Source organism: Rhodococcus maanshanensis NBRC 100610, assembly GCF_001894865.1.
Taxonomy (GTDB): Bacteria; Actinomycetota; Actinomycetes; order Mycobacteriales; family Mycobacteriaceae; genus Rhodococcus_G; species Rhodococcus_G maanshanensis.
On record NZ_BCXA01000028.1, the window covers coordinates 63287 to 77237 of the forward strand.

At 68.9% G+C, this 13951-nt stretch carries 9 protein-coding genes; 2 read left to right on the plus strand and 7 right to left on the minus strand.

The annotated features are described in order from the left end of the window. Positions 1 to 74 precede the first annotated feature (74 nt). A complete protein-coding gene (locus RM1_RS26550; RefSeq protein ID WP_072752218.1) occupies positions 75 to 1223 on the minus strand; it encodes a phosphatidylinositol-specific phospholipase C domain-containing protein in 1149 nt (382 codons plus the stop codon). 112 nt (positions 1224 to 1335) lie between these two features. Between RM1_RS26550 and RM1_RS14520 the strand changes: the two genes are divergently transcribed. Continuing rightward, positions 1336 to 1797, plus strand: coding sequence for an SRPBCC family protein (locus RM1_RS14520; RefSeq protein ID WP_072752220.1), 462 nt, complete (start codon positions 1336 to 1338; stop codon positions 1795 to 1797). A 9-nt stretch (positions 1798 to 1806) separates the two neighbouring features. On the opposite strand, the gene RM1_RS14525 is transcribed toward RM1_RS14520, so the two are convergent. Beyond that, positions 1807 to 2790, minus strand: coding sequence for an alpha/beta hydrolase (locus RM1_RS14525; RefSeq protein ID WP_092667888.1), 984 nt, complete (start codon positions 2788 to 2790; stop codon positions 1807 to 1809). A gap of 304 nt (positions 2791 to 3094) precedes the next feature. Here RM1_RS14525 and RM1_RS26170 point away from each other — a divergent pair, with 304 nt between their 5' ends. Beyond that, entirely contained in the window at positions 3095 to 3286 is a 192-nt protein-coding gene (locus RM1_RS26170) for a hypothetical protein (RefSeq protein ID WP_143069478.1), read from the plus strand. A 10-nt stretch (positions 3287 to 3296) separates the two neighbouring features. Here RM1_RS26170 and RM1_RS14530 read toward each other — a convergent pair whose 3' ends face one another. From RM1_RS14530 to gltB, 5 genes are all read right to left on the minus strand, one after another. Beyond that, on the minus strand, positions 3297 to 5156 hold the full coding sequence (locus RM1_RS14530) for an ABC transporter ATP-binding protein/permease (RefSeq protein WP_072752222.1): 1860 nt from the start codon (positions 5154 to 5156) through the stop codon (positions 3297 to 3299). A 169-nt stretch (positions 5157 to 5325) separates the two neighbouring features. Further along, entirely contained in the window at positions 5326 to 6228 is a 903-nt protein-coding gene (locus tag RM1_RS14535; RefSeq protein ID WP_072752224.1) for an acyl-CoA thioesterase, read from the minus strand. After that, entirely contained in the window at positions 6229 to 7647 is a 1419-nt protein-coding gene (pyk, locus tag RM1_RS14540; RefSeq protein ID WP_072752226.1) for a pyruvate kinase, read from the minus strand. It lies immediately after the preceding gene. Between the two features lie 95 nt (positions 7648 to 7742). After that, entirely contained in the window at positions 7743 to 9248 is a 1506-nt protein-coding gene (locus RM1_RS14545; RefSeq protein WP_072752228.1) for a glutamate synthase subunit beta, read from the minus strand. Further along, positions 9241 to 13824, minus strand: a complete 4584-nt coding sequence (gene gltB, locus RM1_RS14550; RefSeq protein ID WP_083576728.1) for a glutamate synthase large subunit — start codon at positions 13822 to 13824, stop codon at positions 9241 to 9243. The genes RM1_RS14545 and gltB overlap by 8 nt, the downstream gene beginning before the upstream one ends. Positions 13825 to 13951: the final 127 nt, after the last annotated feature.

The window sequence follows — 13951 nt, forward strand, 5'->3', positions numbered from 1 at the left end:
GCTCGATCCTCCTCAGCGCCCCCGATTCCCTTGAGCGCCAGAGGCTACCGGACTCGCCTGGCCGCCCGGCCGCCTCAGCCCCTCGGCACGACCCGCGAGAGCACTCCCGGCAGCGGGTGCCAGTCCGAGGTCACCACGCTCGCGTTGGCTGTCGCGAGTTCGTCGAGGCGGGCGAGCGCCGCCGCCTCAGGTGGACTGATGCCGTCGATCGCGGGGGCGACGTTGTGCGCATCGGTCATCACCAGCAGGTAGCCCCGATCGCGATACCAGGCGGTGTCGATGCCGCCGCTCACGAAGGCCGAGGCGTCCCCGTCGAAGATCACGAACCACGGCCGGATCGAGGCGTCCGGATACCGGACCTGCCGGGGGTCACCCGCCTCCGCGCGAAGCACCGCGGGGAAGGCGACAGCCTGCTCAAGCGCGCCCGCCGCGGCCAGATCCCGGAGATGGGTGGCGTATTCGACGTCCGTCCACAGCGGGTCGGCCGGGTTCTTCTGCTCCACCGTGCCGGGGATCAGCTCGATGATGAACTTTCCCGCCAGCTCGCCCCGCCCGGGCCAGCCGTCGGTCCGCACGGCCTCGTCGAGGGTGACGGGCGCGCCGCCGGTCAGATCGGACGGGCGGAACAGAGCGGAGCCGAGCCGCTCGTCGAGCAGGGCGTCGAACTCGCGGGGGCCGAGCCCACCTGGGGCGTTGAAGCCGTCTTTCATCTCGATCTTGACCATCACCGGCCGATGGCCGGGGTTCGCGTCGTGCCAGACCCGGAGATCGGCGAGGCAGCCGGCGAGATCCTGATCCCGGGGCATGGCCCGCAGCTGATCCGGTTCGGTCGCGTTCGCGCAGTTGTTCGCGTTCGCCACCGGGTTCTCGTGCGCGACCCGCCAATCGCTGACGGCGCTGTCGTTCAGCCTCTCGACCAGCGCGTCGGTGCTGCCACCGTTCGATGGATCGGCGCCTGCCGTCACCGCGGCGACGGCGCCCGGCACCACGTCGAAGCTGTTGGTCCAGACGTCGAGTTCGATCAGGCCCGCTCCCGAGTCCAAGGCGTCCGCGAGATACTCGTACGTGTGCTGCTCGTAGGCGTTGTGCACGCCGACCGCGGTGGTCGCCGAGTACGGGGACCCCGGCGCCGTCACCGGCCCCGCGCCTGCGGGCGCGGCACACACGAGCAGGACCGCGGCGGCGGCCACGGCGACGAGGCCTGCCGGTCGAGGAGAATTCACTTCGTACTGCCTTTACGATGGGCGGATCACGACATGTGCAGCGTACGGGCGCCGAGCGCCGCCGGGTTCCGTTCGAGCCGAGCCCGCTACCCCCGAACGAAGGGCACCGACCTTGTCGAACACCGAGATTCAGCTCACCAGGCACGTGGCCGCAACGCCCACGAAGGTGTGGGCGGTGCTCACCGACCTCGACGCGGCCGCCACGATGCTCACCGGAGTGATCGGCACGGAGCGGATCACGGGCGACGGCTACGCCGTCGGCACCCGCTGGCGTGAGACCCGCAAGATGCTCGGCAAGGAAGCCACCGAGGAGATGTGGGTCGCCGAGGTCGAGCCGGAGCACCGAACCGTGGTGAAGGCGAACTCCCGCGGCGCCGACTACACGACGTCCTTCACGCTCGCCCCGAACGGCGCGGGCACCGATCTCTCTATGACCTTCACCGCCGATCCGGACCGATCGAGCTTCCTGGCGAGGGTGCTGATGAAGGTCTTCGGCAGGCTCGGCGCGAAGGCGACCGAGAAGATGATGGCGCAGGATCTGCGGGACATCGCGGCGGCCGCCGAGGCATCCTGACCCAGCCGGTCAGGCGCCGATCGAGGTCTTGAGCATCGGCAGCATCGCCCACAGCTGGTCCTGCCAGTACGGCCACGCATGGGTTCCCGTCGCAGGGAAGTCGAAGTGGGCCGAATCGATGCCCATCGTCATCAGCCGCACCTGGAAGGCCCTGCTCTGAGCCAGCGAGAGCGCCTCGAGGCCCATTCCCGTCGCGGTGTTGATGTAGTCGATCGGGTACACCGGCCGGTTGTGCTGGCCCGGCAGCCCGCTGGCGGCCGAGATCCACATCGGCAGCCCGCGCAGCCCCTCGGCCTGGACGAACGGGTCGTGCCGCAGCCAGGCCGGGTCCCATGGCGGGCCCCACATGCAGTCCGAGTTGTACAGGCCCGCGTCGAGCATCGCGAGGCGAATGGCCTCGCGCATACCCGGCGCCGACAGGTTGAGGTAGCCGGACATCGCGCCAGCGAAGGTGAACTGGTTGCGGTGATGCGCCGCGAGGATCAGGGCCGCGTTGCCGCCCATCGACAGGCCGACGACCGCATTGCTGGTGCGGCTGATGCCGTACCTGGACGCGAGATGATCGGGCAGGTTCTGGGTGAGAAACGACTCCCACATGTATTTGTAGGGTTGATTGGTGAAATTGTTCGGCGCATACCAGTCCGCGTAGAAGCTGGACTCGCCGCCGACCGGTTCGATCACGTTGACACCGTGATCCGACAGCCAGGCCGCGTTGGTCTCGTGCTCCCAGCCGCTGATGTCATCGGTCGCCCGGATCCCGTCGAGCAGGTAGACCGCCTTGTTGCTGCCGTTGTTCGCCAGCCACATCCGGACCTTGATGTGCCCGACGCCGCCGGGCGCGGGCACCCAGTCCTCGTGGAACCGGTCGTACGGATTGGCCGAGGCGGGCGCGGCGGCGCCGAGCGCCAGTCCGAGCGGTAGCACCAGTGCCGCGATCACCAGCAGCACCGCGGATCGTGCTCCGTCCCGGACACCCCTCGTAGATCCGCGCATCGCCATCGACCTCCGTCGTGACATGAGTCACAGTGGCACCACGCTATTCCCCGTGCCCACCCTCGAGTCGCCTGCTCGGCGCAATCGTTACCTGCATGTGGCCCGGACCGACACCGCTCCGCGACCACGAACGCCCCGGTGTCAGCAAGAGTCCGACCCAAGAATTACCATCAAACCAACCGATAGGTATGTCCGATTTGGATACATTGACCGGCGAATGTGGCACGGCCACGAAGATCCTTGGGGAGGGGCGGCATCATGCGGGGAACATGGTCGGGTCAGGAACTCCGGTGGGCAGGCGTAGATGCCTAGGCCAGGCCCGGTCCGCCCCCTGGTCGGGGTCAAGATGGACGCCGTGCGGATCGAGGAGTACGACCAGCAGGCCGAGCAGGAGGGCCTACTGATGAAGTCCGGCAAACCCAACCGATCGGAACTGATCCGAATCAAGCTGGCGTTCGCCGACGAGCACATGCCGAACGGCTGGCGCCCGGTCTGACCGCCCCCCCCTACACCGGAACCGGTACCGGGGACAGGTCCCACGGTCCGTCACCCGCGAGCTGCAACTGCTGAGCGTGGTGCTGGTCGACCGTGCTGCGGTGGCTGACGCTCACGAGCATGCAGTCCGGCGCCTCGGTCCGGATCAGGCTGTACAGCGAGTACTCGAGCCCCTCGTCGACGGCGGAGGTGGCCTCGTCCAGGAAGACCAGCTCCGGCCGGATCAGCAGGATGCGTGCGAACGCGATCCGCTGCTGCTCTCCCGGCGAGAGGATCTTCGCCCAGTCCGCCTCCTCGTCGAGACGATCGACGAGGTTCGCGAGCTGCACCTTCCGCAGGGCGTCCCGGATCGACTCGTCGTCGAGTTCGTCGGGCTTACCCGGGTACGCGGCGGCGGTCCGCAGGTCACCGAGCGGCAGGTACGGCATCTGGGACAGGAACAGCGTCTTGGTCCCCGCCGGCCTCCGGACCTGCCCTTCGGTGTACGGCCACATCTCGGCGAGGCTGCGCAGCAGGGTGGTCTTGCCACTGCCCGATCGCCCCTTGACGACGAGGGTGTCACCCGGCGCCATCGACAGGTCCAGGTCCGCGATCAGCGAGAACCCGTCCGGCCTGCGCACCTGCACACCCTCGACCCGCAGCGCGCCATCGAGCTCCGCAACCGCGATCGCGGGCAGTTCCCGCGATTCCGAGTTGGCGTCCATCAGGCCGTTGAGGCGGATCAGGCTGGCCCGGTACCCGGCGAAGACGTCATAGGACTCACGGAAGAACGAGAGCGAGTCGTGCACCTGCCTGAAGGCGGTCGCGGACTGCGTCATGTCGCCGAGGGTGATCGTGCCGTTGAAGAACCGCGGCGCCTGGATGAGTAACGCGAACACCTCCGCGATCTGGTTGACCACCAGGTTCCAGCCGTTGAACTTCAAGGTACGGAAGACGATTCGCCAGTAGTTGCGGATGACGGCGGCGAAGCGGAAGAGCAGCCCGTGCCGCTCGACGCCCTCGCCCCGATAGAAGGCGACATTCTCGGCGCTGTCGCGGACCCGGACCAGCGCATAGCGGAAGTTCGCGGTGAGCCGCTCGTTCCAGAAGTTCAGATGGATCAGCGGCCTGCCGATCCAGAACGCCACGATGGTCGAGATCAGCACGTACCCGAACGCGAGAAAGACCATGGCGCGGGGGATCTCGGTGCCGAACACCGTCAGCGGCCCTGACAGATCCCAGAGGATGGTCGTGAACGACACCAGGGAGACGACCGCGCCGACCGCACCCATGGACAGCGAGCGCGAGACCGTGACGAAGTCGGTGATGTCGGCCTGGATCCGCTGATCGGGGTTGTCGATGGTCTCGTCGACGAATCGGTCGCGATAGAACGCGCGCCCGTGCAGCCAGTCGGTGGTCACGTGCTCGGTCAGCCACACCCGCCAGCGGATGTCGAAGGCCTGGCCGATGTAGAAGATCAGCAGCGACCTGGCCACGTGGATCGTGGCCAGCACCCCGAAGATCCACAGGCTCCGCCAGAACGCCGACTTCGCCGCGTCCAACGCGACGACGTCGCCCTGGGCGTAGGACTGCGCGGCCATCTGCAGCGCGGTGTACATCTCGTTGCCCTGGTACGAGAACAGCACGGTCATCCGGACCGCGAAGACGGTCATGAACAGCACCACGGCCAGCAGCGCGTACACGGGCGCGGCCTCGCGGCCCTTGAAGTAGCCGCCACTGATCCGCCAGAACTGCCTGCCCCACCGGGTGGTCCGGAAGAGCACGTACGCGATCAGGACGAAGCACACCGCCGCGATGGCGAAGGCCCGAAATGTCCAGATCAGGCTGGTGACGACCTCGTGGTCCCAGTCGAGCCCGGTGTCCTCCGACATACGCCACCCCATTCGTGCGCGGTCACGGCACGAGCGACCAACACGCCCGCGCCGTAAAGATGGCGAAGTCTAACCCCAATGACACCGACGCCGCGCGAGCGACAGCACCGCTCGGCCGTTCATGTACGCCGTCAACGACTTTCGCGCGCAGCGACGAGGGACCACCGAGCTATTTCCGGCTCGGGAAATGCCGGATCAGGCCCTCCTGCACCACGGTCGCGAGCAGCTGGCCCTCGAGCGAGAAGAACCGACCGGTCGCCAGACCGCGCGAGCCTGCCGCCACCGGCGACTCCGTCGCGTACAGCACCCACTCGTCGAACCGGAACGGCCGGTGGAACCAGATCGAGTGGTTCACGGTGGCCGCGACGATCCGGTCCAGGCCCCAGGACAGCCCGTGGGTGGTGATGATCGAGTCGAGCACCGTGGTGTCCGAGGAGTAGCCCATCGTCGCGACGTGGAGCAGCGGGTCGTCGGGCAGCTCGCCGTCCGCCTTCATCCAGACCCGATTGTGGTTGAGCTTCTCCCCGGTGCCCTTGAGGATCCAGCTCGGGTCGTTCGCGTACCGCATGTCGATCGGCTTGAGGGCGTTGACGAACATCTGCAGCCGGTCCTCGTACCCGACGAAGTGGTCGCCGAGCGGCGGCAGCGTTTCCGGGTATGGCACGTCTGGGACCTCGACCGCGTGCTCGAGACCCTTGCCCCAGTCCTGGAATGCCACGAGCATCACGAACAGCTCCTGGTCGTCCTGGTAGGCGACGACCTGGCGGTTCGCGAAGGCCCTGCCGTCGCGGTGACGCTGCACCCGGTACTCGATCGGCCGCTTCACGTCGCCGCCGCGGATGAAGTGGGCGTTGATGGCGTGCACCGGCCGGTCTCCGGACACGGTGCGCCCCGCCGCGATGATCGCCTGGGACACCAGCTGGCCGCCGAACGTCCGGCTGCCGAGCTGGGCCTGGGGCGGATGCTGCCCGAGGAACACGTCGTCATCGCGCTGCTCGAGGTCGAGCACGGTGAGGAGGGTGTCGAGATCCCCCGCCCGAACGGGACGGGGCTGCGCCCCCAGGTCAGTCACCTAGTGGTCCTCTTCTCCGATGCGGTGCACGTGAATCAGGTTGGTCGAGCCTACTGTGCCGGGGGGCGAACCGGCCACGATCACGACGAGGTCGCCCTTGTTGTACCTGCCGAGCGACAGCAGCGCGGTGTCCACCTGCCCGATCATCTGATCGGTCGTCGAGACCGGAGACACCAGGAAGGTCTCGGTGCCCCAGGTCAGGGCCAGCTGGCTGCGCACCTCCGGCAGCGGCGTGAAGGCGAGCAGCGGCAGCGGCGTGTGCAGTCGCGCCAGCCTGCGGACCGTGTCACCCGACTGGGTGAACGCGACCAGCGCCTTGGCGTCCAGGCGCTCGCCGATGTCGCGCGCGGCGTAGGAGATCACGCCGCGCTTGGTCCGCGGGACGTGGGTCAGCGGGGGCACCCGGGTGGACTCGGCCTCGACCGCCTCCACGATCCGGGCCATCGTCTGCACGGTCTCCATGACGAACTTGCCGACCGAGGTCTCCCCCGACAGCATCACGGCGTCGGCGCCGTCGAGGACGGCGTTGGCGACGTCCGAGGCCTCGGCGCGGGTCGGTCGTGAGTTCTCGATCATCGACTCGAGCATCTGCGTCGCAACGATGACGGGCTTGGCGTTCTCCCTGGCGATCTGGATGGCCCGCTTCTGCACGAGGGGCACCTGCTCGAGCGGCAGCTCGACACCGAGGTCGCCGCGGGCGACCATCACCGCGTCGAAGGCCAGCACCACGGCCTCGAGGTTCTCGATCGCCTCGGGCTTCTCCAGCTTCGCGATCACCGGCACCCGGCGGTCGAGACGGTCCATGACCGCGTGCACGAGCTCGATGTCCGCGGGCGACCGGACGAAGGAGAGCGCGATGAAGTCGACGCCGAGGCGCAGCGCGAACTCGAGGTCCTCGATGTCCTTCTCGGACATGGCGGGCACCGAGACGTTCATGCCGGGCAGTGAGACGCCCTTGTTGTTGCTGACCGGACCGCCCTCGGTCACGGAGCAGACGACGTCGTTGCCCTCGACGGCGGTGACCGTCAGTCCGACCTTGCCGTCGTCGACCAGCAGCCGATCGCCCGGCTTGGCGTCCTTGGCCAGCTCCTTGTAGGTGGTGGAGACGCGATCGTGGGTGCCGTCACAGTCCTCGACCGTGATCCGCACCTCCTCGCCGTTCTCCCACACCGTGCTGCCGGTGGCGAAACGGCCGAGCCGAATCTTCGGGCCCTGGAGGTCGGCGAGGATACCGACGGCCTTGCCGGTCGCGTCCGAGGCCTCGCGGACCCGGCGATAGTTCTCCTCGTGGTCGGCGTGTTCGCCGTGGCTGAAGTTCAGCCGGGCCACGTCCATGCCGCTCTCGACGAGCTCACGAATGCGATCCCCGGTCGCGGTTGCAGGGCCGAGCGTGCACACAATTTTCGTCCGTCGGGTCACGCGTCGAGCCTAGTCGGTGCCCTCACTCATCTCCATCGCAGGCGGTGAATTGTGCATACATACAAACAATTAGACCCTTTGCGTTTGCCTGCGATTCACACGACCGCGAGCGGCAGCGATGTCGGGTGCACGGGCGAGGGAAGGTCCGATTGTCCCGAGAGGTAAACGTCGACGCCGCGCGCAGCCGATCGCCCCTCTGCGATCGCCCACACCACCAGCGACGCCCCGCGGTGCGCGTCTCCGCAGACGAAGACGCCCGGCGCCGTGGTCTGCCAGTCAGGACCGCACGAGAGGACACCGCGTCGGGTCAGCGTCAACCCGAGATCGTCGAGCATCCGGCTGTACTCGACGCCCTCGAAGCCGATCGCGAACAGCGCCATCTCACAGGGCAGTTCGACCTCCTCGCCGACGGGACGGACGTGCCTGCGCCCATCCTCGTCCCGGCTGACCTTCACCTCGGCCAGCACCATCGACCGCACGTTGCCCTGCTCGTCGCCGAGGAAGCGCTGCACCGCGACCTCGTAGCGGCGGACGCCGCCCTCCGCGTGCGCGGGCGAGGTGCGCAGCACCATCGGCCAGGACGGCCACGGGGAACGCTCGTCGTCGCGTTCGGTCGGCAGCTCCGGGTTGTAGTCGAGCTGGGTCACCGACGCCGCCCCCTGACGGTGCGCGGTCCCGAGGCAGTCGGCCCCGGTGTCACCGCCCCCGATGATCACCACGTGCTTGCCCTTCGCGGTGATGGGGCTCGCGCCGTCACCCTCGCATTCCCGGTTCGACAGCACCAGGTGGTCCATCGCCAGGTGGATGCCCTTGAGCTCGCGACCCTCCACGGTGGTGTTGTCCCGCGCCCGCAGCGCACCGACGGCCAGCACGACGGCGTCGAACCGGGCGCGCAGCTGTTCCACGGTCAGATCAACGCCGACCTCGCACTCGGTGACGAAATGGGTTCCCTCCGATCGCATCTGGGTCAGGCGCCGCTCCAGGATCGACTTGTCCATCTTGAACGCGGGGATGCCGTACCGCAGCAGTCCGCCGAGGCGGTCGTCGCGCTCGAACACCGTCACGTCGTGCCCCGCCCTGGTGAGCTGTTGCGCCGCGGCCAGGCCGCCTGGTCCCGAGCCGACCACCGCGACCTTCTTGCCCGTGCTGATCACCGGGTGCTGGGGCACGACGATGCCGCCCTCCCACGCCGCGTCCGCGATGGCCTGTTCGATCCGCTTGATCGTGACCGAGCCGCCGGTGTCGTTCTCGGCGATCGACAGCACGCACGCCGCCTCGCATGGCGCCGGGCAGACCCGGCCCGTGAACTCGGGGAAGTTATTGGTGGCGTGCAGCCGTTCGCTGGCCGCGCCCCACCGGTCACGGCGCACCAGGTCGTTCCAATCGGGGATCAGGTTGCCCAGCGGGCAGCCCGCGGAACCCGAGTGGCAGAACGGAACCCCGCAATCCATGCACCGGGTCGCCTGCTCGGCGACCTCCCTTGCCCGCTCCGCGGCGGGCTGCTCGGTATAGACCTCGTTCCAGTCACCGATGCGCTCGGTGACCGGGCGCTTGGGTGCGTCCCTCTTGACGACCTTCATGAAGCCCTGGGGATCAGCCACGAGCCGCCTCCATGATCGCGATGTCCACGTCCCGGCCCTCGGCCCGCGCGAGGCGGGTCGCGTCGAGCACCCGCTGGTAGTCGACCGGCAGCACCTTGGTGAACAACGCGCTTCGGCGCGGCCAGTCCGCCAGCACCGAGGCCGCCAACGGCGACCCGGTCCAGTGCCGGTGCCGCGCGACCGCCTCGGCCAGCCACGCGAGGTCGTCCGCATCGAGTCGCTGCAGCGTGACCATCGCCGGGTTCACCATCTCCGGATCCAGGTCGAGGACGTACGCGATGCCGCCGGACATGCCGGCCGCGAGGTTGCGGCCCGTGCGGCCGAGCACCACGACGCGGCCGCCGGTCATGTACTCGCAGGCGTGGTCCCCGACGCCCTCGACTACCGCGGTGGCGCCGGAGTTGCGCACCGAGAACCGCTCGCCGACCAGCCCGCGCAGGTAGACCTCGCCGGACGTGGCGCCGTAGAGGATCGTGTTGCCCGCGATCACCTGGCCCTGCGCCGCGAACGTCGCGTCCGGGGACGGCCGCACCACGATCCGGCCGCCCGAGAGCCCCTTGCCGACGTAGTCGTTCGCGTCGCCGATCATGTCGATCGTCACCCCTGGCGGCAGGAACGCGCCGAGCGACTGGCCGGCCGAGCCGGTCAGCTCCACTCGGATGGTGTCGTCCGGCAACCCCTCCGCGCCGTAGCGACGGGTCACCTCCGACCCCAGCAGGGTGCCGACCGTGCGGTTGACGTTGCGCACCGGCAGCTCCAGCCGCACGGGGTGCGCGTCCTCCAGCGCGCCCTCGGCGAGCTGGATCAGGGTGCGGTCCAGCGCCAACTCCAGGCCGTGATCCTGATCGCGTTGCCTGCGGCGCTGGGTCATCGGCGTGCCGTCGCGGTCGGTCGGGATCTCGAAGATCGCCGACAGGTCGAGGCCACGGCTCTTCCAGTGCGCGATGCCCTCCGCGGTCTCGAGCACGTCGGCCCGGCCCACCGCCTCGTCGATACTGCGGAAGCCGAGCTGCGCCAAGAACTCCCGGACGTCCTGGGCGATGAACCGGAAGAACTCCTCGACGAACTCCGGTTTGCCGTTGTACCGCTTGCGCAGTTCCGGGTTCTGGGTTGCCACCCCGACCGGACAGGTGTCGAGGTGACAGACCCGCATCATGATGCAACCGGCCACGATCAGCGGCGCCGTGGAGAACCCGAACTCCTCCGCGCCGAGCAATGCCGCGACCATGACGTCGCGGGCGGTACGCATGCCACCGTCGCACTGGACGGTGATCCGGTCCCGAAGACCGTTGAGCACCAACGTCTGCTGCGCGTCGGCGAGCCCGATCTCCCATGGCGCTCCCGCATGCTTGAGGGAGGTCAGCGGGGACGCCCCTGTGCCGCCGTCGTGCCCGGAGATGAGCACCACGTCGGCGTGCGCCTTCGACACCCCGGCCGCGACCGTCCCGACGCCGACCGAGCTGACCAGCTTCACGTGCACGCGGGCCTGCTCGTTCGCGTTCTTCAGGTCGTGGATCAGCTGGGCCAGATCCTCGATCGAGTAGATGTCGTGGTGCGGCGGCGGCGAGATCAGCCCGACGCCCGGCGTCGAGTGCCTGGTCTTGGCCACCCACGGGTACACCTTGAAGGGGGGCAACTGCCCGCCCTCCCCCGGCTTCGCGCCCTGCGCCATCTTGATCTGGATGTCGGTGCCGTTCACCAGGTAGTCGCTGGTGACGCCGAACCGGCCGCTGGCGACCTGCTTGACCGCGCTGCGCCTGCGCGGATCGTAGAGCCGGTCGGTGTCCTCGCCGCCCTCCCCCGAATTCGACCGTCCGCCGAGGTTGTTCATCGCGATCGCCATCGTCTCGTGCGCCTCGGCCGAGATCGACCCATAGCTCATCGCGCCCGTGTTGAAGCGCGTGACGATGGACTCCACGGACTCCACCTCGTCGAGCGGGACCGGCTCGCGAAGTCCATCGCGGAACCGGAACAGCCCGCGCAGTGCGCCTCCCGCCGCGGCCAGCCGGTTGACCTCCTCGCTGTACCGGGCGAACACCTCGCGCTGGCGCGACCGGGTCGCGTGCTGGAGCAGGAACACCGTCTCCGGGGTGAACAGGTGCAGCTCGCCCTCGCGGCGGAACTGGTACTCGCCGCCCACCTCCAGCCTGCGGTGCGCCCGGTCGGTCGGGTTGTCGGGGTATGCGATCCGCTGCCGCATCCGGACCTCCTCCGCGAGCACGTCGAGTCCGACCCCGCCGAGCTTGCTGACGGTGCCGGTGAAGTACTCGTCGACCAGTTCGCGGTCGAGTCCGATGGCCTCGAAAACCTGTGCCGCCGTGTAGGACCCGACGGTCGAGATGCCCATCTTGGACATCACCTTCAGCACGCCCTTGCCCAGCCCGGTCAGGTAGTTGCGGACCGCGATCTGCGGCTCGACGCCGACCAGTTCGCCCTCGCTGACGAGGTCCTCGATGGACTCCATCGCCAGGTACGGGTTCACCGCAGCTGCCCCGAAACCGATCAGCAGCGCCAGATGGTGCACCTCGCGCGCATCACCGGTCTCGACGACAAGCGCCACCTTGGTGCGCTCCTTCGTCCGCACCAGGTGGTGGTGCACCGCGGAGACCGCGAGCAGGGACGGGATCGGCGCGCGGGCATGGTCCGAATCGCGGTCCGAGATGATCAGCGTCCGGTACCCCGCCGAGATCGCCTCGCTCGCCGCCGACCGCAACTCCTCGATCGCCTCGGCCATGCCTGCGCCGCCCCGCTCGACGTCGTAGAGCGCGCGCAGCACCGTGGCGGCCAGGCCCTGGTTGTCGCCGTCGTCGTTGATGTGGATGATCTTGCTGAGCTCGTCGTTGTCGAGCACCGGCCACGGCAGCACGATCTGCCTGCACGAGGCGGCGGTCGGGTCGAGCAGGTTCTGCTCCGGTCCCATCACCCGCGAGAGGGACGTGACGACCTCCTCCCGGATCGCGTCCAGCGGCGGGTTGGTCACCTGCGCGAACAGTTCGATGAAGTAGTCGTAGAGCAACCGCGAACGCTGCGACATGACCGCCACCGGGGTGTCGGTTCCCATCGAGCCCAGCGGCTCGCCGGGCGCGGAAGCCATGGGCGCGAGCAGGATCCGGAGGTCCTCCTCCGTGTATCCGAAGACCACCTGCCTGAGCACCACCGACTCGTGCGGATGCTGCATGTGCGCGCGTTCCGGCAGCTCCCTCAGCTCGAGCAGCCCGCTGTGCAGCCACTCCGAGTACGGACGCTCCCTGGCGAGCCGCAGCTTGGCCTCCTCGTCCGGCACGATCCGGCCTGCCGCGGTGTCGACGAGGAACATCTGTCCGGGTTCGAGCCTGCCCTTGGCGACCACCTCGGACGGCGGCACGTCGAGGACGCCGCTCTCGCTGGCGAGGATCACCCGCCCGTCCGCCGTCTGCCACCACCGGCCGGGACGCAGGCCGTTGCGGTCGAGCACCGCCCCGACCTCGGTGCCGTCGGTGAAGGTCACGCAGGCGGGGCCGTCCCACGGCTCCATCAGCGAGGCGTGAAAGCGGTAGAAGTCGCGCCGCTCGGCGTTCATCTGGGCATCGTTCTCCCACGCCTCCGGCACCATCATCATCACGGCGTGCGCCACGCTGCGGCCACCGAGATGCAGCAGCTCGAGCACCTCGTCGAAGGACGCGGAATCCGAGGCCTCGGGCGTGCAGATCGGGAAGAGCCGTTTGAGGTCACCGGGGATCAGCGCGCTGGCGACCAGCGCCTCCCTTGCGTGCATCCGGTTCCGGTTCCCGCGCACGGTGTTGATCTCGCCGTTGTGGGCGACGAATCGAAACGGATGGGCGAGGGGCCAGGACGGGAAGGTGTTGGTGGAGAACCTGCTGTGCACGATCGCGATCGCGCTGTGGCAGCGGTCGTCGCGCAGGTCGGGGAAGAAGGCGGGCAGCTGCGCGGTGGTCAGCATCCCCTTGTAGACCATCGTCCGGCTCGACAGCGACGGGAAGTACACCCCGGTGCCCTCCGCCTCGACCTGTGGGGTGACCTGCTCGGCACGCTTGCGCAGCCCGTAGACCAGACGGTCCAGGTCCAGGCCCGCGGGACGGCCGTCGGGACCAGCAGGTCCCGCGACGAACAGCTGGCTCATGTGCGGCATGCAGTCGCGCGCGGAACGGCCGATGTCCGCGCCATCGGGGTCGACCGGCACCTCGCGCCAGCCGAGCACCTCGAGTCCCTCGTCCTCGGCGATCGCACCGATCCGCTCGACCGCGGCGGCCCGTCGATCCGGCGCCTGCGGGAGGAAGCAGATCCCGGCGGCATAGGTGTTGGCGCCTGCCTGGTTCGGCTCGGGCAGCGCGAACCCGGCGACCTCCGCGAGCAGGGCGGTCGGCAGTTGCAGCAGTAGGCCCGCGCCGTCTCCGCTGTTCGGTTCGGCGCCCGCGGCACCGCGATGTTCGAGATTCGCCAGGGCGAGGAGCCCGTCCGCGACGATCGAGTGCGAGCGCCTGCCGAGGATGTCGGCCACCATCGCGACACCGCAGGAATCGGCCTCCTGGGCCGGGTCGTACAGACCCTGCGGCGCGGGCGAGCGAGAGAACAGCAACGGGCACCTCCACATCGGCCGGGAAGGCTGCCGGGTGTGGCGCGCGGGGGCCATCGCACGGAGCCTCGGCTGGCGGGTCCCACCGGGTCGGGTGGAGATCACACCAGTTCGGGGTTCCGGGACGACT

Bases quoted from the DNA above. Each gene is read 5' to 3' on its own strand.
- RM1_RS14525 (WP_092667888.1), bottom strand. From the start codon at position 2,790: ATGCGCGGATCTACGAGGGGTGTCCGGGACGGAGCACGATCCGCGGTG.
- RM1_RS14530 (WP_072752222.1), bottom strand. From the start codon at position 5,156: ATGTCGGAGGACACCGGGCTCGACTGGGACCACGAGGTCGTCACCAGC.
- RM1_RS26170 (WP_143069478.1), top strand. From the start codon at position 3,095: ATGCCTAGGCCAGGCCCGGTCCGCCCCCTGGTCGGGGTCAAGATGGAC.